The 17,622-nt window shown below is 72.5% G+C and carries 22 protein-coding genes and 1 pseudogene; 11 read left to right on the top strand and 12 right to left on the bottom strand.

All coding sequences use genetic code 11. The features are described from left to right. Positions 1-8 precede the first annotated feature (8 nt). Together ABD143_RS00815 and ABD143_RS00810 are read right to left on the bottom strand one after the other, a co-directional pair. Positions 9-1,229 carry an alpha-hydroxy acid oxidase gene (locus ABD143_RS00815; RefSeq protein ID WP_343969632.1) on the bottom strand — a complete coding sequence of 407 codons (1,221 nt, stop codon included), beginning with the start codon at positions 1,227-1,229 and terminating at the stop codon, positions 9-11. 30 nt (positions 1,230-1,259) lie between these two features. Beyond that, positions 1,260-2,051, bottom strand: a complete 792-nt coding sequence (locus ABD143_RS00810; RefSeq protein WP_343969630.1) for a TrmH family RNA methyltransferase — start codon at positions 2,049-2,051, stop codon at positions 1,260-1,262. 22 nt (positions 2,052-2,073) lie between these two features. Here ABD143_RS00810 and ABD143_RS00805 point away from each other — a divergent pair, with 22 nt between their 5' ends. Together ABD143_RS00805 and ABD143_RS00800 are read left to right on the top strand one after the other, a co-directional pair. Beyond that, on the top strand, positions 2,074-3,489 hold the full coding sequence (locus tag ABD143_RS00805) for a WS/DGAT/MGAT family O-acyltransferase (RefSeq protein ID WP_343969627.1): 1,416 nt from the start codon (positions 2,074-2,076) through the stop codon (positions 3,487-3,489). Between the two features lie 79 nt (positions 3,490-3,568). Further along, positions 3,569-4,072, top strand: coding sequence for a DUF6912 family protein (locus ABD143_RS00800; RefSeq protein ID WP_343969624.1), 504 nt, complete (start codon positions 3,569-3,571; stop codon positions 4,070-4,072). Between the two features lie 90 nt (positions 4,073-4,162). On the opposite strand, the gene ABD143_RS00795 is transcribed toward ABD143_RS00800, so the two are convergent. Genes ABD143_RS00795 through ABD143_RS00780 form a run of 4 tightly spaced genes read right to left on the bottom strand, consistent with a single transcriptional unit; the run spans position 4,163 to position 7,825 of the window. Continuing rightward, the gene (locus tag ABD143_RS00795; RefSeq protein WP_343969621.1) at positions 4,163-4,588 is read right to left on the bottom strand and encodes a DUF1707 SHOCT-like domain-containing protein; all 426 of its coding nucleotides are present in this window, start codon (positions 4,586-4,588) and stop codon (positions 4,163-4,165) included. Positions 4,589-4,604: 16 nt separating this feature from the next. Continuing rightward, the gene (gene rsgA, locus ABD143_RS00790; RefSeq protein WP_379659653.1) at positions 4,605-5,615 is read right to left on the bottom strand and encodes a ribosome small subunit-dependent GTPase A; all 1,011 of its coding nucleotides are present in this window, start codon (positions 5,613-5,615) and stop codon (positions 4,605-4,607) included. A 4-nt stretch (positions 5,616-5,619) separates the two neighbouring features. Beyond that, entirely contained in the window at positions 5,620-6,903 is a 1,284-nt protein-coding gene (aroA, locus tag ABD143_RS00785; RefSeq protein WP_343969615.1) for a 3-phosphoshikimate 1-carboxyvinyltransferase, read from the bottom strand. A gap of 22 nt (positions 6,904-6,925) precedes the next feature. Further along, positions 6,926-7,825, bottom strand: coding sequence for a LysR family transcriptional regulator (locus tag ABD143_RS00780; protein WP_343969612.1), 900 nt, complete (start codon positions 7,823-7,825; stop codon positions 6,926-6,928). An 11-nt stretch (positions 7,826-7,836) separates the two neighbouring features. On the opposite strand from ABD143_RS00780, the gene ABD143_RS00775 reads away from it, so the two are divergent. Continuing rightward, positions 7,837-8,088 carry a hypothetical protein gene (locus tag ABD143_RS00775; RefSeq protein ID WP_343969609.1) on the top strand — a complete coding sequence of 84 codons (252 nt, stop codon included), beginning with the start codon at positions 7,837-7,839 and terminating at the stop codon, positions 8,086-8,088. Between the two features lie 6 nt (positions 8,089-8,094). Next, positions 8,095-8,229: a hypothetical protein gene (locus tag ABD143_RS00770; protein ID WP_343969606.1), complete on the top strand. Its 135-nt coding sequence runs from the start codon at positions 8,095-8,097 to the stop codon at positions 8,227-8,229. A 7-nt stretch (positions 8,230-8,236) separates the two neighbouring features. Here ABD143_RS00770 and ABD143_RS00765 read toward each other — a convergent pair whose 3' ends face one another. Beyond that, a complete protein-coding gene (locus tag ABD143_RS00765) occupies positions 8,237-8,581 on the bottom strand; it encodes a hypothetical protein (protein ID WP_343969604.1) in 345 nt (114 codons plus the stop codon). A gap of 99 nt (positions 8,582-8,680) precedes the next feature. Between ABD143_RS00765 and ABD143_RS00760 the strand changes: the two genes are divergently transcribed. Further along, positions 8,681-9,490 carry an SOS response-associated peptidase gene (locus ABD143_RS00760; RefSeq protein WP_343969601.1) on the top strand — a complete coding sequence of 270 codons (810 nt, stop codon included), beginning with the start codon at positions 8,681-8,683 and terminating at the stop codon, positions 9,488-9,490. After that, entirely contained in the window at positions 9,487-10,098 is a 612-nt protein-coding gene (locus tag ABD143_RS00755) for an alpha/beta hydrolase family protein (RefSeq protein WP_343969598.1), read from the top strand. The genes ABD143_RS00760 and ABD143_RS00755 overlap by 4 nt, the downstream gene beginning before the upstream one ends. A gap of 199 nt (positions 10,099-10,297) precedes the next feature. On the opposite strand, the gene ybaK is transcribed toward ABD143_RS00755, so the two are convergent. Continuing rightward, positions 10,298-10,771, bottom strand: coding sequence for a Cys-tRNA(Pro) deacylase (gene ybaK, locus ABD143_RS00750; RefSeq protein ID WP_343969595.1), 474 nt, complete (start codon positions 10,769-10,771; stop codon positions 10,298-10,300). 229 nt (positions 10,772-11,000) lie between these two features. On the opposite strand from ybaK, the gene ABD143_RS00745 reads away from it, so the two are divergent. Next, entirely contained in the window at positions 11,001-11,726 is a 726-nt protein-coding gene (locus ABD143_RS00745; RefSeq protein WP_343969592.1) for a sigma-70 family RNA polymerase sigma factor, read from the top strand. Between the two features lie 70 nt (positions 11,727-11,796). Continuing rightward, on the top strand, positions 11,797-12,135 hold the full coding sequence (rsrA, locus tag ABD143_RS00740) for a mycothiol system anti-sigma-R factor (protein WP_343969589.1): 339 nt from the start codon (positions 11,797-11,799) through the stop codon (positions 12,133-12,135). 57 nt (positions 12,136-12,192) lie between these two features. On the opposite strand, the gene ABD143_RS38090 is transcribed toward rsrA, so the two are convergent. Next, a complete protein-coding gene (locus ABD143_RS38090; protein WP_379659652.1) occupies positions 12,193-12,267 on the bottom strand; it encodes a 50S ribosomal protein bL37 in 75 nt (24 codons plus the stop codon). Positions 12,268-12,353: 86 nt separating this feature from the next. Here ABD143_RS38090 and ABD143_RS00735 point away from each other — a divergent pair, with 86 nt between their 5' ends. Continuing rightward, complete coding sequence (locus tag ABD143_RS00735; RefSeq protein WP_343969586.1) at positions 12,354-13,829, top strand: histidine kinase N-terminal domain-containing protein; 1,476 nt, start codon at positions 12,354-12,356, stop codon at positions 13,827-13,829. Between the two features lie 258 nt (positions 13,830-14,087). On the opposite strand, the gene ABD143_RS00730 is transcribed toward ABD143_RS00735, so the two are convergent. Continuing rightward, positions 14,088-14,339: a WhiB family transcriptional regulator gene (locus ABD143_RS00730; RefSeq protein ID WP_075950692.1), complete on the bottom strand. Its 252-nt coding sequence runs from the start codon at positions 14,337-14,339 to the stop codon at positions 14,088-14,090. 570 nt (positions 14,340-14,909) lie between these two features. On the opposite strand from ABD143_RS00730, the gene ABD143_RS00725 reads away from it, so the two are divergent. Continuing rightward, positions 14,910-15,314, top strand: coding sequence for a hypothetical protein (locus ABD143_RS00725; protein WP_343969583.1), 405 nt, complete (start codon positions 14,910-14,912; stop codon positions 15,312-15,314). Here ABD143_RS00725 and ABD143_RS00720 read toward each other — a convergent pair. Together ABD143_RS00720 and ABD143_RS00715 are read right to left on the bottom strand one after the other, a co-directional pair. Beyond that, entirely contained in the window at positions 15,268-15,804 is a 537-nt protein-coding gene (locus tag ABD143_RS00720) for a GNAT family N-acetyltransferase (protein WP_343969580.1), read from the bottom strand. The genes ABD143_RS00725 and ABD143_RS00720 overlap by 47 nt on opposite strands. Further along, positions 15,801-16,394 (bottom strand): acid phosphatase, encoded by a 594-nt coding sequence (locus ABD143_RS00715; protein WP_343969577.1) that lies wholly within the window; start codon positions 16,392-16,394, stop codon positions 15,801-15,803. Before ABD143_RS00715 ends, ABD143_RS00720 begins: the two co-directional genes overlap by 4 nt. Before the next feature lie 105 nt (positions 16,395-16,499). On the opposite strand from ABD143_RS00715, the pseudogene ABD143_RS00710 reads away from it, so the two are divergent. Further along, a pseudogene (locus ABD143_RS00710) lies at positions 16,500-17,554 on the top strand (FAD-dependent monooxygenase). The last annotated feature ends 68 nt before the right edge of the window (positions 17,555-17,622 follow it).

Genomic DNA, 17,622 nt, shown 5'->3' with positions numbered 1-17,622 from the left:
GCCCGCCGTCATCCATTCGGGCGGAGCCGGACGTGCTCGGGCCGCAGCTCGTCGACGCTGCCCACGCCGATGAGCTGCAGCGTCCGCACGATCTCGCCCGCGAGGATCGTCACCGCCTTCTCCACGCCGAGGCGCCCGGCCGCCATCAGCCCGTACAGGTAGGCGCGCCCGATCAACGCCCCCCGCGCCCCGAGCGCGACGGCGGCCAGGACGTCGGCGCCATGGGTGATGCCGGTGTCGACGAGCACTTCGGCGCGGTCGCCGAGGGCCTGCACGGTGGGCTCGACCAGCTCCAGCGGAACGGGCGCCCGGTCGAGCTGGCGGCCGCCGTGGTTGGACAGCACCACGGCGTCGGCACCGGCGTCGACGACCCGCACGGCGTCGTCGACGTTCTGCACGCCCTTGATCACGAGCTTCCCCGCCCATGCGCCGCGCAGCCAGTCGACATCGTCCATCGTGAGCGCGGGGTCGAAGACGCGGTTGACCATGTCGGCGACCGTGCCGTCGGTCGATTCGAGGCTCGCGAACCGCAGCGGCTCCGTGGTGAGCAGGTTGAACCACCAGTGCGGGTGCCGCGCCCCGTCCACGAACGTGCGCAGCGAGAGCGCAGGCGGGATCGTCAGCCCGTTGCGGACGTCGCGCAACCGCGCCCCGCCGACCGGGGTGTCGACGGTGAGCAGGAGCGTGTCGTAGCCGGCGTCCGCCGCGCGCTGCACGAGGTCCTTGGCCACGGCCCGGTCACGCCATAGGTAGAGCTGAAACCACCGGCGCGCGTCGGGCGCGGCCGCGGCGACCTCCTCGATGGTGGTGGTGCCCATCGTCGAGAGTGTGTACGGGATGCCGACCTGCTGCGCGACGGACGCGACGGCCCGCTCGCCCTCGTGGTGCATCATCCGCGTGAAGCCGGTCGGGGCGAACGCGAAGGGCAGGTTCGCGCGCTTCCCGAGGATCTCCCGGCTCGTGTCGGTGGCGGAGACGTCTCGCAGCACGGTGGGCGTGAACTCGACGCGTGCGTAGGCATCCATGGCGCGGTGGAGCGACAGCTCGCCGTCGGCGGCCCCGTCGGTGTAGTCGAACACCGCCCGCGGGGTGCGGCGCCGGGCGATGCGGCGCAGGTCGGCGATGCTCGCCGCGCGCAGCAGCCGCCGCTCGTCGGAGTCGCGGACGTACGGCGCGGGCCGCAACAGCGGCCTCAGCTCGGACGGGCGGGGGAACCGGCGCTGCACCATGACCCGAGCCTAGGGCGGGTCCGGGCCGGCTCACGGGTGGCGGCGGCGGGACAGCTCGAACGCCGCCACCGCTCCGGCGCTCGCCACCCCCAGCGACTCGACACCGCCGTGCATCGGGATGGCCAGCAGGCCGTCGAGCAGGGGGCGCACCGAGTCGGTCAGCCCGTCGGTCTCGTTGCCGAGCACGAGCGCGACGCGTGGTGGCAGGTCGGCGTCCATCAGCGACGAGCCGCTCGCGTCCAGGCCGAACAGGGCGAAACCGGCGTCGGCGAGGGCGGAACAGCCCTCCTCGACCGTGCCTGACCGAAGGACGGGCGCCCGGAACGCGACACCTGCCGACGCCTTCACCACGAGCGGGTCGATCGCGGGCAGGCCGCGGCGGGGGAGCAGCACCCCGTCGAGCCCTGCGGCGGTGGCGCTGCGCAGGATCATGCCGACGTTGGCGGGGTTGGTGAGCCGGTCCAGCACGAGCACGGCCGATGGTGCGCCGGGGGCGAGGCCGTCGAGGAACTCGGCGACCGGCGCCATGCGCGGCGCGACGACGTCGGCGAGCACTCCCTGGTCGTGCCGCCCGTTGCCGGCGAGCACCTTCACCCGGTGCGCCGAGGCCCGCTGCACAGTCACGCCACGGTCGCGGGCCGCCGCGAGGATGGCCTGAACGGGCTCGCCCCGCAGGCCCTCGGCTACCACGACCTTGTCGACGCGCAGCGCGCCGTCGTCGAGCGCCTCCAGCACGGGCTTGCGCCCGTACACGGTGATGAAGGTGTCCTTGGGTGAGCGCCCTCCCACCTGCGTCGACTGCTTCGTCCGGTCGTCACCCACCTCCCCAGCTTAGGATCGGTCCATGCCGCCCCGGCTCTCCGCCCTCGACGCCTCGTTCCTCTACCTTGAGCAACCCACCACTCCGATGCACGTCGGAGCGGTGTCGATCTTCCGTCGGCCGCGGGGCGGGGGGTTCGACTACGACCGGCTGGTCGAGCTGGTCGAGCAACGGATCGCGCTGGTGCCGCGCTACCGGCAGAAGGTGCGGTACGTGCCGGGCAACCTCGCGCGGCCGGTGTGGATCGACGATCCCGAATTCGACGTGGCCTACCACGTCCGTCGCTCCGGGCTCCCCAAGCCCGGTTCGGACGAGCAGCTCACCGAGCTGGTGGCCCGCCTGATGTCCCGCCCGCTCGACCACACCCGGCCGCTGTGGGAGATGTACCTGGTCGAGGGGCTCGCGCGCGGGCGCGCCGCCGTAATCACCAAGACCCACCAGGCCATGGTCGACGGCATCAGCGCGATCGACATCGGCCAGGTCATCCTCGACGTCTCCACCGAGGTCCGGGTGCGGCCCGAGGAGCTGTGGATGCCGCGGCCGGAGCCGAGCCCCGCGGAGCTGGTGCTCGGCGCTGTCGCAGAGGCGGTGTCCCGGCCGGGGGAGATCGTGGAGAACGCCCGCGTGGCGGCGGGCGACGCGATGGCCACGGTCGGCAAGGTCGCGGGCGCTGCCGGCAAGCTGTTCTCGATCGCGTGGACGGCCAGCATGGGCGCCCCCGGCTCCCCGCTCAACGTCGACATCTCCACACAGCGCCGATTCGCGGTCGCCCGCACGCAGCTGGAGGCCTACCGGCGGGTCCGCGCCGCGCACGGCTGCACCGTCAACGACGTGGTGCTGAGCGTCGTCTCCGGGGCCCTGCGCAGCTGGCTGCTCTCGCGCGGGGAGCCGGTCACGCCGTCGTCGACGGTGCGGGCGATGGTGCCGCTCTCGGTGCGCGGCGAGGCCGACGTGCCCAGCTCGGCCACGTCGGGCTCGCTGGGCAACCGGGTCTCCTCCTTCCTGGTCGACCTGCCGGTCGGTGAGCCCAGCCCGGTGGTCCGGCTGCACCAGGTCTCACACGCGATGCGCGAGCACACCTCGAACGGCCAGTCGGTCGGGGCCGACACCCTGGTCCGGATTGGCGGGTTCGCCCCGCCTACGCTGCATGCACTGGGGGCGCGCGCGGCGAGCGGGTTCTCGAAGCGGCTCTTCAACTTGGTGGTGACGAACGTGCCGGGACCCCAGTTCCCGCTCTACGCAGCGGGCGCCCGGATGCTCGAGATGTTCCCGGTGGTGCCGCTGGCGAAGGGCCAGGCTCTCGCAATCGGGCTCACCTCTTACGACGGCGGCGTCTACTACGGCTTCAACGGCGACCGCGACGCGATGCCCGACCTCGACGTGCTCGCAGGCATGGTGGACGAGTCGCTCGACGAGCTCCTGTCGACGGTGCCGTCATGACCCACGTGAGCGAGCTTGCGAGCGAATCATCGACACAGTGCCTGCCCTCACCGCGGGCCGAGTGCAGCGAGGTCCTGCGATGAGGGTCTACGTCCCGGCGACCTGGCCGATGCTCCGGACGCTGGTCAAGACCGGCCGGCTGGACCCCATCGGCGGCACGGCGTTCGCGCTCACGCCTGCCCTGCGCGAGGCATACACCAGCGGCGACGACGAGGAGCTCGAGTACGCCGCCATGAACGAGGCCGCGCGGGCCTCGCTGCGGCTGCTGTCGGTGGAGTTCGGCCTCGGCGAGGAAGGCACGCCCGCGCGGCGGGTGGTGGTTGCGGCCGACCTGGACGTGACGCTGCGGCCCGACCTCGACGACGGCGCCGTACGGATCGCGGGCTCCGTGCCGTTCGAGGTGATCGCCTCGGTGCACATCGACACGGAGGAGGCCGAGTACGCCGTGCGTCAGGCGGCCGGCGCGGTGGACGCGGCCGACATGGGCGACCTGGACGCGGAGTTCCTGATCGGCGAGGCCGAGGATCATGACCTGGCCTGGTACGACCCGTCCGAGGTGGCGTTCCTCGTCGACCGGCCCTGACGCTGCGCCAGGCTCTGCACACACATACGCGCCCGGCGCGTGGATGTGTGCAGAGCCTGTGGCGTACGGGCCCGTCTGGGGAGTGAGCCCTTACCGTCGCCGGCCGTAGAACAGCGCCCCCGCCACCGGGATCAGCAGGAAGAACACCCACTGCCGGGTGATGAAGAACAGCGCGATCGCCACCAGCGGCGCGACGGCGACGAGCCGCGGGCCCCACGTGTCGAGCGCGCTCCCCGCCGCAGGCGCGACCTCGCCTGTCGGCGGCGTCACGGGCAGCGGCGCGGTCGGCGGCGGAGCGGCGGGTGTGCCGGGTAGCGCCGGGTGCGGTTCCGGTAGGTCGGTGAAGAGATCGGCGAGTTCACCGGCGACGACTGCGTTGGCGGCTTTGGCGGACCGGTCCGCGTACTCCTCGACACCGAGCCGTCCTGCCTCGAGGTGCTCGTCCAGTGCCTTCATCGCGGCTGTGCGTTCGGTGTTGCCGATCCGCAGCGGCGACGATCCCTCCCCGGTGGTCATGACGTCGAGCCTCTCATCAGCCTGGTCGGAGGGCTACCAGGACCCTCCGCAGCGCGGCGAGCCGCGCCGGACGCAGCTGCCCCTTCTCCACGAGGCTGTCGAGTGCGCATTCGGGGTCCGCGGGCGGGCCGAGGTGGCCACAGCCTCTGGGGCAGTCCTCGATCGCGGCAGCGAGGTCGTCGAACGCGGCAGGGATGTCGTCCGGGGTGACGTGCGCGAGCCCGAACGAGCGGATGCCCGGCGTGTCGACGACCCACCCGCCGCCGCAGTCCTCGGGGAGCGGGAGGGCGAGCGCGGCGGTGGTGGTGTGCCGGCCCTTCCCGACGGCCGACACGGCGCCGACGGCCCGCTCGGCGTCCGGCACCAGCGCGTTGACCAGCGTGGACTTGCCCACGCCCGAATGCCCGACCAGAGCCGAGACGCGCCCGGCGAGCACCTCGGCGAGCTCCGTCGGCTCGCGGTCGCGGCGGGTGACGAGCACGGGGATGTCCAGTTCGCGGTACTGCGCGGCGAACGGCTCCGGGTCGGCGAGGTCGGTCTTAGTCAGGCAGAGCACCGGCGCGAGGCCGCCCGCGTAGGCGGCGACGAGGCAGCGGTCGACGAAGCCGGTGCGCGGCACCGGGTCGGCCACGGCCGTGACGATCACGAGCTGCTCGGCGTTGGCGACCACCACCCGCTCGAACGGGTCGGTGTCGTCCGCCGTGCGGCGCAGCACGGTGCTGCGCTCCTCCACCCGCACGATCCGGGCGATGGTGTCCGGGGCGCCGGACAGGTCGCCGACGAGACCGACCCGGTCGCCCACGACGATCGGCGTGCGGCCCAGCTCCCGGGCCCGCATGGCCGTGACGGGCGGGCGGGTCGAGTCGCCGTCGGGCGCACACGTCCAGCGGCCGCGGTCGACCGTGGTGACCATCGCCTCGGCCGCGTCGGCGTGGTCGGGGCGGCGTTTGGTGCGTGGCCGCGACCCCCGGCGGCCAGGGCGGACCCGGACGTCGGACTCGTCGTACTCGCGCGAACTCACCGGCAGCGACTCACCCGAGCAGCGCCGCCCAGCGTGCAGGGAAGTCCGGCATGGTCTTGCCCGTGGAGCCGATGTCGTCCACCTCGACACCGGGCACGACCAGGCCGACGAGCGCGCCCGCCGTGGCCATCCGGTGGTCGGCGTAGGCGCCCCACGGCCGGTCGGAGCGCCCGGTGAGCGGCACGGGCCGGATCTCCAGCCCGTCCGGGGTCTCGGTCACCTCGCCGCCGAGCGCGTTCAGCTCGGTGGCGAGCGCGGCCAGCCGGTCGGTCTCATGGCCCCTGATGTGTGCCACGCCGCGGATGTGAGACGGGCCGCCGGCGAGCGCGGCGACGGCGGCGACCGTGGGCGTCAGCTCGCTCGCGTCATGCAGGTCGACGTCGACTCCTGCCAGCTCCGCGGGGCCGCGCACGGTCATCCCGTCCGGGCCTGCGGTGACCTCGCACCCGGCCTGGGCCAGCACGGACAGGATCTCGGTGCCGGGCTGCGTGGAGTCCTCAGGCCAGCCGATCACGGTCACCTCGCCCCCCGTGACTGCCGCAGCGGCGAGGAAGACTCCGGCGTTCGACAGGTCCGGCTCCACCGCCCAGTCGCGCGCGGCGATCGGGCCCGGCGTCACGCGCCAGGTGTCGGGTTCGCTGTCGTCGACCTGGACGCCCGCCTCGCGCAGCATCGCCACCGTCATCTCGATGTGCGGGAGCGACGGCACCGGCTTGCCGTCGTGGTGCACCGTGACTCCCTTGTCGTAGCGCGCGCCGGACAGCAGCAGGCCGGACACGAACTGCGACGACGCCGAAGCGTCGATGACGACGTCACCGCCGGGCACGACGCCGGTGCCGTGCAGCACGAACGGCAGGCTGTCGCCGTCGACGCCCGCCCCGAGCGCACGCAGCGCGTCGAGCACCGTGCCCATCGGGCGCTCCCGGGCGCGCGGGTCGCCGTCGAAGCCCACAAGCCCGTCGGCCAGCGCCGCGGCCGGGGGAACGAACCGCATCACGGTGCCCGCGAGGCCGCAGTCGATCCGGCTCGGGTGTGCTGGGCCGCCGCCGCGCAGCCCGTCGTGAGCGCCGAACGAGACCTGCTCGCCGTCCACCTGGACCGGGACGCCGAGCGCGCGCAGGGCACCGACCATCAGCGCGGTGTCGCGGGACGCCGGAGCCCCGGACACGGTGGCGGCGCCGCCGGACAGCGCGGCCAGCAGGAGAGCGCGGTTCGTCACGGACTTGGAGCCGGGCACGGACACACGACCGCGGACGGGTCCGGAGGCGATCGGGGCGGCCCAGGTGTCGGTCACGGGCCAATAGTCCCGCATCCGGTCACGAAGCTGTCGCACCGGCAGCCGTCGCGCACGCGAAACAGGTGTCGGCGACCACCCGCACGGCAGTACGCCGGTCGCCTGTGCGCCAGATGACGGCCAGCTCGGCGGGCGGCAGGTCGGTCACCGGGCGGTGCACGACGTCGTCCCGGCCGTACAGCTCGGAGTTCCCCTCCGACAGCAGCACCATCGCTCGACCGGCCGCAACGATCTCGAACGCCTCGTCGGCCGTGGTCGCCTCGGCAGCGACCCTGGGTGGGGACGTGCGCTGGTCGGCGGCGAGCCAGAAGTCCCGCATCCCGCCCGCCGACGCCGGCAGCGCGACGAAGACCTCGTCCTGGATGTCGGCGAAGGTCACACTCGGACGCTCGGCGAGCGGATGCCATGTTGCCATCGCAACCCAGCGCTCCTCCGTGGCGATCGTGCGGCTCGACAACCCGGCGGGCACCGGCAGCCACGCCACCGCCACGTCGACGCCGCCGCCCGCGAGCCCCACCGCGGGGTCGTCCCAGGGCACCTGCCGGAACTTCAGCGCCCACCCCGGGAGCCGCTCCTGCATCGTCGCGGTGATGGCCGGGACGAGCCCGCGGCCGATCCGGGTGTGGAACCCGACCGTGAGCACGTGCTGGTCGGCCGCTGCCGCCGTGTGAACGTCCTCGACTGCGTTCTTCCACTCCGCGATGAGAGCCCTGGCGCGTGGCAGGAGCGCCGCGCCCGCCGCTGTGAGCGCCACCTGGCGGTGGCCGCGGGTGAAGAGCTCGGCCCGCAGCTGGGTCTCCAGCTGGCGGATCTGCTTGCTCAGCGCGGGCTGCGAGACGAAGAGGCGCTCGGCCGCGCGCGTGAAGCTCAGCTCCTCAGCGACGGCGACGAAGTACCGCAGGTCCAGCACCCGCACATCCACAACCAGAGGTTATGGGAACAGGTCTTGGACGGTACCGCCATTCGCCCCGACGCTGGCGGCGCTGCCGGCGGCGGGGATCACCGCGTTGCAGGCCGTGCGGAGAGGGCGTTGGACCCGAACTGGATGTCCTGCTGGACCTGGTCGCTCGCGGCGAGCTGGACCCGCAGATCGGGCTCCGCGAGGACTGGCACCACGTCGTCGACGTCGCGCAGGCCCTGCTGGAGCGGCGGGTGCCGGGCAAGGCCGTGCTGGAGATCGGATGACGCCGATTGAACCTTGGAGTGCAGGGGCTGAACGCCAGGGCCGCGGCGGCGCCGGAGGTGACGGTCCGGCTGGCGCGGCTCGCGGACGAGCCCGACGACATCGCGAAGTTCCTGGAGCGGCACGCGGAGCTGGAGCGCTGACCAGCGCTCAGCCGGACTCGCCGTCGTCACGAGTCGTGAGGAGGGCCGTGATCTGCGCCATCCCGGTGTGCAGCGTCCCGAAGCCCTGCTGCATCTCCGAACGCAGCTGCCCGACCTCCAAGCGCAGCTCCGATCGCAGCTCGGCGATCTGTTGCCCCTGCTCCAGCTGGGTCTCACGCAGCGCGTTGAGCACCTGGTTGTGGGCTCGCAGCTCCGAACGCACGTCCGACACCTCGCGGTCGGCGCCACCTGCCAGTACACGGGCTGCGGCGGCGTCGGATCGGGAGACGCGGACCTCGTCCTCGAGGTTGCGGACGCGGGACTCGAGGCTCTCCTCGTCCGGCTCGGGCATGCCTTGAGGGTAGCCGCCACCAGGCGCTGCCAGAGCCGTTCCGCGACGACCGAGCGCGGGCTGTGTGCCGAGCGGCCGCCCGGCTGGGACGATGGACGCATGTGCGGCCGATACGCCTCGATCAAGGCTCCAGCCGACCTCGCCGACGAGTTCCGCGCGGTCGACGTCACCGACGGCGCGGCGAAGACCGACTACAACGTCGCGCCAACCAAGCAGATCATCACGGTCGTCGAGCGCCACCCCCGCGACGAGGAGGGCACGCCCGACCCGGACCGCACCGAGCGCACACTGCGGATGGTGCGCTGGGGGCTCGTTCCGTCATGGGCGAAGGATCCCAAGAGCGGGGCCCGCATGATCAACGCGCGCTCCGAGTCGGCGGCCGAGAAGCCCGCCTTCAAGCGCGCGCTGAACTCCCGGCGCTGCCTCATCCCCGCCGACGGCTGGTTCGAGTGGCAGCGCGGGCCCCAGACCTCAACAGCAGGGCACAAGCAGCCGTACTACACCCACTACGCCGACGGCAGCTCGCTCGCGATGGCCGGGCTGTGGGAGTACTGGAAGCCCAAGGACGATCCCGACAACGAGTACCCGGACGGGCTCGTGACCGCGACGGTCCTCACGACCGCAGCCGTCGGGCCGCTGGCGCAGGTGCACGACCGGATGCCGCTGGTGCTCCCGCCGTCCGCGTGGGACGCCTGGCTCGACCCGGACACGCGCGCCGACGCCGACGCCGTGACCGAGCTGCTGCGCCCGCCGTCCCTCGACCTGGTGTCGGCGCTGGAGCTGCGCCCGGTGTCGCCGCTGGTCAACAGCGTGCGCAACAACGGCCCGCAGCTGGTCGCGGAGCTGCCACCCGAGGAGGTCCGGGAGCCCTTGCAGCTCGACCTGCTCGCCGGGCCGAACCCGAAATGAGCGCGGGCACCGAGGTCGCCACACCCCACGGGGCCGCCCGGATCATCCGCCGGGAGGCCGACGGGGACGCGCGGGCCACCCTGATCCTCGGGCACGGCGCCGGCGGCGGGGTGAGCGCACCTGACCTCGTCACGGCCGCCGGCGCTGCGGTCGCCGCCGGGCTGCACGTCGTGCTGGTGGAGCAGCCATACCGCGTCGCGGGCCGCCGCGCGCCCGCCCCCGCGGCACAGCTGGACGCCGCGTGGCTAGCGGTCGTCGAGCACGTGCGCGCGGAGTGGCCGCTCCCGCTGGTCTTCGGCGGGCGCAGCTCTGGAGCCCGGGTAGCCTGCCGCACCGCCGCGGACGGCGGGGCGGTCGGTGTGCTCTGCCTCGCGTTCCCTGTCCACCCGCCGGGGAAGCCGGAGAAGGACCGACTCCCGGAGCTGGCCGCCCCGACGGTCCCCGTGCTCGTGGTGCAGGGGCTGACCGACCCGTTCGGCCGCCCCGAGCCCGCCCCCGGCCGCGACGTGGTGCTGCTGCGCGGCGACCACTCCCTGAAGTCCGACACCCCCGGGCTGCGGGCGGCGGTGACCGACTGGCTCGCCGGGCTCGTGCTAGGAGCGCCCTGAACAACTCGGCCCTACTGCGCGCCGCCCAGGCGGGCACCTCGCGGCGTTGGACGATCGGCCCGATACAACAGCGGTATCGGCCCGATCGCCCGCCTTGCGATGCACCCACCTGGACGCCGCTCGCTACGGGCGGAGTTGTTCAGGACCCTCCTAGCGCCGGCGGGGTGACTTCCCGCGCCGGGGGTCAGCCGGCCATGGGTCAGCCGGCGATGGGGGCCACCCGAGCGCCCGCCAGAAGCACCAGGTCGGCGGGCGCCAACTCGATCTCCAGCCCGCGCCTGCCCCCGCTGCAGAACACCGTCTCGAACCGCTCCGCCGACGCGTCGACGACGGTGGGGAGGTGTTTGCGCTGGCCCAACGGCGAGATTCCGCCTGCTACGTAGCCGGTGGCGCGCTCGGCTGCTGTCACGTCCGCCATCTTCGCCCGCTTGCCCCCGACGGCGGCGGCGAGCGCCTTGAGGTCGAGCGTCGCGGCCACCGGGACCACCCCGACGGTGAGCGCGCCGTCCACGTCCGCGACGAGGGTCTTGAACACCCGCTCGGGATCGAGCCCCAGCCGCTCGGCCGCCTCAGGGCCGTACGCCTGCCCGTCGCCATGGGTGTAGCTGTGCACGCGGTGCGCCACACCCTTCTTGACGAGGAGCGCGGTCGCCGGCGTCCCCTTCCCTGCCACGGGGCGGACGTTAGTCTCCCGCAACGGTTGCAAGGGGAATCACCCGGCGGGGTCCCGCGTTGAAGCGTCCGTGGTACAGGCACTGATTGACCCCCGGCGTCCTGCTTCGAGGCGGCGTCCCGCGGGCCGGGGGAGGCCGGGCGGCGTAGGCTCGTCGCATCATGCGGCCGCCGCAGCGGTGGCCGTCCCCGAGGTCGCCAGGCGCGCGGCCCGGCGCGAGAGGAGCGCGGTGCCCGGCACCGAGCAGAATGCGGCGGGGGCTGCCCGGACCGAGTTCGAGCAGGCCGACGCGGCCACGGACGGTCATGTCGATGGTCAGGTCGACGCTGCCCCGGGCGAAGCAGGCCAGGTAGAGGAGTCGCACGAGACGGCGGAGGATCGCGCGGCGCGCTTCGAGCGCGACGCGATGCCGCTGATCGACCAGCTCTACGGTGCCGCGTTGCGGATGACCCGCAACCCGTCCGACGCCGAGGACCTGGTGCAGGAGACCTACCTGAAGGCCTACTCGGCTTTTCGGACGTTCCGCGCGGGCACGAACCTCAAGGCGTGGCTCTACCGCATCCTCACCAACACCTACATCAACGGCTACCGCAAGCGTCAGCGCCAGCCGGTGCAGGCGCCCACCGAGGAAATCACGGACTGGCAGATCGCCCAGGCCGGTGAGCACACCTCGCAGGGGCTGCCGTCCGCCGAGATGGAAGCGCTCGACCGGCTGCCGGACAACGACGTGAAGGCGGCGCTGCAGCAGCTGCCGGACGACTTCCGGATGGCGGTGTACCTCGCCGATGTCGAGGGCTTCGCCTACAAGGAGATCGCTGACATCATGGGCACTCCCATAGGCACGGTGATGTCCCGGCTGCACCGGGGCAGGCGCCAGCTGCGGGACATGCTCACCGACACCGCACGTGACCGTGGGTTCCTGCGTGGACGGCAGGACGAGGAGGTCTCCTCATGAGCGAGATTGCGAGCGAGTCGGCTACGAGCCGTGGCGCGAAGCGTCTACAGAGCGCTAGCGAGGGCCAACGATGAGCTGCGGAAACCACCACGAGACCGACTGCTCCGAGGTCCTCGCCGAGGTGTGGGTCTTCCTCGACAACGAGTGCGACGAGGGCCGCAGGCGGCTGCTCGCCCAGCACCTGGACGAGTGTGGGCCGTGCCTGTCGGAGTACGGCATCGACGAGAAGCTCAAGCGGTTGCTGGCCGCGAAGTGCGGCGGGGAGCACGCGCCCGCCGGGCTGAAGGACCGGCTGCGCCAGCAAATCCGAGTAGCGGTGCTGGAGCAGGCCGAGGTCACGGTGGAGATGGGCCCCGAGGGCACCACAACAGTCGAGGTGCGCAGCGCGCGCATCGAGCAGCGCGGCTGACCGCCGGGGAACGGCACCGGGAGGCGCCGTTCCCGCAGCGGCTTCGCGCGTCACGTCTCAGGTGTTGGGCTTCTTGCCGTGGTTCGCGCCCTTCTTGCTGCGGTCGCGGCGCTTGCGTGCGCGCTTGGACATGGCTACCTCCTCATGCGTCCAGGGATGGCTCGATCCTCCCACGTGGTTGGATGAGATTCGTACGGGCACGGACTGGGAGGCATCGGGTGTCCACGCTGAGTGAGTTGCTCGCGGAGCACACGGAGCTGACCGGCGGCGCCGTCGAGCACCTCCAGCGCGTGGTCGCGGAGTGGCAACTGCTCGCCGACATGTCGTTCGCCGACTTCCTGCTGTGGATCCCGCTGGTCGGCAACACCGAGTTCCTGTGTGTGGCGCAAGCCCGGCCCACCACCGCGCCGACGGCACATCCGGAGGACATCGTCGCCGCCCGCGTCACGGCGGCCGACAACCCCCAGCTGCGCCGGGCGGTCGTCGAGGGCCGCATCTGCCGCGAGGAGAACCCGCGGTGGCACCTGGAGGTGCCGGTGCGCCGGGAGACGATCCCGGTGCGCCACGGGCGTTCCGTCGTCGCCGTGCTGTCGCGCGACACCAACCTCGCCATGCCGCGGGTGCCGAGCCCGCTGGAGATCGCCTACCTCGGCAGCGCCTCGGACCTGTGCCAGATGGTGGCCGACGGCACGTTCCCGCCGCGGGCGTCCGTAGTAGGTGCCGACACGAGCCCGCGCGCCGGCGACGGCCTGATCCGCCTCGACGCGCACGGCCTGGTGGCCTACGCGAGCCCCAACGCGCTCTCGGCCTACCACCGCATGGGTCACGCGAGCGACCTCGTCGGCGTGGCGCTCTCGCTCACCACGCGGGAGCTGGTGGCCGACCCGTTCGACGCCGCCGAGGTGGCCGGCCGGATCGGAGCCGCGCTGGACGGGCGGCACTCGCTGCGGATGGAGGTGCACGCGCGCGGCGCCGTGATGCTGGTGCGCGCCCTCCCGCTGCGTCCCCGCGGCGACGCTGCGGGCGCGCTCGTGCTGGTGCGTGACGTCACCGACCTGCGCCGCCGGGACATGGCGCTACTGTCGAAGGACGCGACGATCCGGGAGATCCACCACCGGGTCAAGAACAACCTCCAAACGGTGGCGGCGCTGCTGCGCCTGCAGGCTCGCCGTACGGCGATCCCGGAAGCCCGCCGGGCGCTCGCGGAGAGCATGCGACGTGTCAACTCCATCGCACTCGTGCACGAGGCGCTGTCGACCTCGGTGGCCGAGCGGGTCGACCTCGACGAGCTGGTCGACAAGGTGCTGCCCGCGATCGGAGACGGCGCCACCGCGGAGTCGCGAGCCAAGGTGCGCCGAGAGGGCACCTTCGGCACCCTCTCGGCCGCGCTCGCTACTCCGCTGGTGCTCGTGCTCACGGAACTGGTGCACAACGCACTGGCCCACGCCTTCGAGCCGGGCCGCGCCGGTGAGGTCGTGGTGTCGGCGCAGCGCTCGGCGAGCACGCTGGACGTGGTGGTGGCTGACGACGGGCGGGGGATCGCGTCCTTGGCCGACCTGGAGCGCTCACCCGGGCTCGGGCTGCAGATCGTGCGCACGCTGCTCGACTCGGAGCTCAACTCCGCGCTGGAGGTGCGGCACCGCCCAGGCGGGGGAACGGAGGCCGTCATCAGGCTCTCGTTAAAGGGGCGCTAACCTCTCCGGGTAGAGGTCGCCGTTCCGGTTGCGTGGTCGCCGTCCGGGTCGGCAGGCCCGCCCCCTCCGGTGCTGCCCTCGAGCGCGCCCGGTGGAACGACCGCGGGCCCGGAGCCGGGTGCAGTCCGGCTTCGGGCCCGTGGTTGGGGAGCATGTGTTCGGTTGGAGGGTGCGGGTTGGGGAGTGAGGCGCTAGCTGAAGATGCTCAGGACGTATGAAACGCTGAGGCCGTCTGAAATGCTCAGACCGTCTAAATGCTCAGGCCGTGCGGGCGCGGGTGCGTGCATTGCGGCGCTTGAGCGCCCGCCGCTCGTCCTCGCTCATGCCGCCCCAGACGCCTGCGTCCTGGCCACTCTCAAGCGCCCAGGTGAGGCACTCGGTGACCACGGGGCAGCGCCGGCAGACGGTCTTGGCCTCGGCGATCTGCAGCAACGCAGGGCCGCTCGTCCCCACGGGGAAGAACAGCTCGGGGTCCTCGTCGCGGCAGATAGCGCGGTGACGCCAATCCATGGTCTCTCGGCTCCTTAGTACTTGCGCGATCGGGGTCGCGCCGATCGTCGTCCATCACGGTGTTTCCGCGCTTGTGAAGGATTTCACGAGCGCGCTCGATCTTCAAGGGACAAGGCTGACTCGAGTGAGTGCTCTCACCCACTCATCGCAAACGATCTCCAACACGTCGAGTTACTACCCGCCTACCGACCGTCGGAATCATCACGATGAGCGATCAACCTCGTCCCGCCCGACAGGCCCCGGATTACCCGGGTCCTGACGGACCATGCGAGAAGTCCCTCGCGATCGCTCGCTTGTCCGTGACCAACCATGGGCCAACGTTTGCCCTGGTGCGAGCCCTTATCGGCTCGACGGTCCACGAGCAGCGGTGAATGGCCGCAGAGCGTCACCAATCTGGGTGACGGCTGCCGCTCGGCTGCGACGAGCTGCGCGTCTCGCACGACGACCCGTAGCGCTTTTGGCACCCTGCGGAACCGCCCGTGGCTGGCATCCACCCGAGTGGTGTGCCCGCGTACCGGGCAACGCCGTCGGCCGTCCGGGGGAGTACGGCCCGCGGCCTATCCTGGCCGTGTGACATCCGAGGAGCCGCGGCAGGCGGGACCGCCACCGCAGGTCCGGCTGGCCGGTGTGCTGGTGGGCGTGGAGGCCCTGGTGGCCATCGGGTTCGCGGTGGTGCTCATCGTCGGGGCGCTGAGCGCCGAACATCCTGGCAACCTGTTCGGTCAGGCCGGCTACTTCCTGATCGTCGGCGCGGGGCTCGTCGCCGTCGGCGTCGGGCTGGTCGTTGGGAAGCGCTGGGCGCGCACGCCCGCGATCGTCACCCAACTGTTACTGCTCCCGGTCGTCTACAGCCTGCTGGGCCCGTCCCACCAACTCGTGGCCGGCATCGTCGCCGGCGTGTTCGTCGGCGGCACGTTCATGCTGCTGATCAGTGAGCAGTCCCGGGTGTGGTCGATGGGACAAGGAGCGCGCTGAGCGCTCCCAGCGCCGCCAGCGGCTCGTCGTCGAGGCGGAACGTGGTCCACCCGTCGTTCGGTGCGGCCCCGATGGAGCGGTAGAAGCGGATCGAGGGCTCGTTCCAGTCGAGCACCGCCCACTCCAGGCGGGCGTAGCCGCGCTCGATGCAGACGGCGGCCAGCGCGGCCAGCAGCGCCTTCCCCAGGCCCGTTCCGCGGTGCTCAGGGCGGACGTAGAGGTCCTCGAGGTACACGCCGTGCACGCCGCGCCATGTGGAGAAGTTCAGAAACCAGAGCGCGCACCCGACGACCTCGGGGCCGTCGGCCCCGTCGACCTCTGCCACGTGCCCGAAGAGCGCGGGCTCCGGACCGAAGAGGGCAGCACGCAGCTGCTCGTCGGTGAGGGTGCAGGAGGCGGGCTCGCGCTCGTAGTCGGCGAGCTCGTGCACCAGTGCGACGACGGCCGGGACGTCCTCCAGCTGCACGCGGCGCACGCGCTGGACGGTCACGCGACCGACCGCAGGTTGAGGTGGTCGATCCGCGGCACACTCCGCTCGTGGCCGAGCACCGCCAGCGCGGCGGGCTCCATCGAGAACCGGACGCCCGCGGTGGCGGGGAGGTCGATCCAGCGGGCGACGAGCACACGGCTGAAGTGCCCGTGCCCGATGAACACCGCGTCGCCGTCGCCGAGCCTGGCCTGGACGTCGGCGAGCACGGCGTCCGCGCGGGCAGCCACCTGCTCGACCGTCTCCCCGCCGGGACTGGGATGGGTCCAGACCGTCCAGCCGGGTGTCGTCTCCTGGATCTCCGGTGTGGTCAGGCCCTCGTTGTCGCCGTAGTCCCACTCGACGAGTCGCTCGTCGACGGCGTCCACCGTGAGCCCGGCCAGCTCGGCCGTGTCGCGCGCCCGTCTGCGCGGGCTGGTCAGGACGAGGGCCGGTGGTCTGTCCCCGAGCAGGTCTCGCAGCAGCTGGCCGGCGGCTTTCGCCAGCTCGCGGCCGTGCTCGGTGAGCGGGACGTCGGTTCGGCCGGTATGTCGGCCGGTCCGCGACCACTCCGTCTCGCCATGGCGGAGCAGGAACACTCGGCCGGTAGTCACACGGAGACCCTAACCCGCGCGCGGACGGCCCGCGGACCTCGACACCGTGCGCAAGGAGGGCTACCGTAGATTTATTCAGCAAACGATGAAATACGGGGAGGGGCCATGGGGGAGCGCACGACGTGCGTTGTCGTCGGCGGCGGACCGGCGGGGCTCGTGCTGGGGTTGCTGCTGGCGAGGGCGTACGCAGGCTGCAGGTGCGCCATCCATACATCGCGATGGTGCCGCAATGGGACCTGCTCAACCTGCTGGCGGCCGCAGGGGCCGAGGAGCCCACGTACACCCTGCGGATGCGCACGGAGGTGACCGGCCTGCTCCGGGAGGGTGGGCGCGTCAGCGGCGTCCGCTACCGCACGGAGGACGGCGAGACCGGCGAGATCCGCGCCGACCTCACCGTGGCCTGCGACGGGCGCTGGTCGGTCGCCCGCCGCGAGAGCGGCCTGCGGCCCAGGGAGCTCCCGGTGCCCCTGGACGCCTGGTGGCTCCGGCTCCCGGGCCGCGCGGGCGACGACCTCGGCGCACTGACCCCTGCCACGGGTCGGAGCCAGTTCGGGCTGGTGATCCCCCGCGAGGACTTCCTCCAGATCGGGTGGTTCCAGCAGAAGGGCACCGATGGGGCGCTGCGCGCGCGGGGGCTCGAGGCGTTCCGGAAGGACATCGCCACGCTCATCCCCTGGCTGGGCGACCGCGTCGACGAGCTCGCGTCGATGGACGACGTAAAGCACCTCGACGTGCGGCTCAACCGGCTGCCGCGGTGGCACGTCGACGGGCTGCTGTGCATCGGCGACGCCGCGCACGCGATGTCGCCGATCGGCGGCGTCGGCATCAACCTCGCTGTTCAGGACGCGGTGGCCGCCGCGACCCTCCTGGCGGCGCCGCTGCTGCGGGGCGCGGCGACGCCACGGGAGCTGGCGCGGGTCCGCACCCGCAGGCTCCTGCCCACCATCGCCGTGCAGACCCTCCAGCGGATCATGCATCGCGGCATCGTGATGCCGATGCTGGACGGGCGACGGATGGGACCGCCGAAGCCGCTGGTCACGCTGATGCGGAAGGTGCCGAAGGCGTCGTTCGTGCCGGCCTATCTGATCGGCGTGGGGTTGCGGCCTGAGCATGCGCCGGAGTTCGCGCGCCGCCCGGACGTCAGGGCGTCGGCCTGCTAGGGCATGTCCTGGATGGCTGTCGCCACCCATGCCGGTCACGCGTGGTCGGGTGCTGCTTCTCGCCGCCG

Origin of the sequence: Pseudonocardia aurantiaca (assembly GCF_039526725.1) — a bacterium.
GTDB classification, from domain to species: Bacteria; Actinomycetota; Actinomycetes; order Mycobacteriales; family Pseudonocardiaceae; genus Pseudonocardia; species Pseudonocardia aurantiaca.
This window is presented reverse-complemented; position numbering and strand designations above follow the sequence as displayed.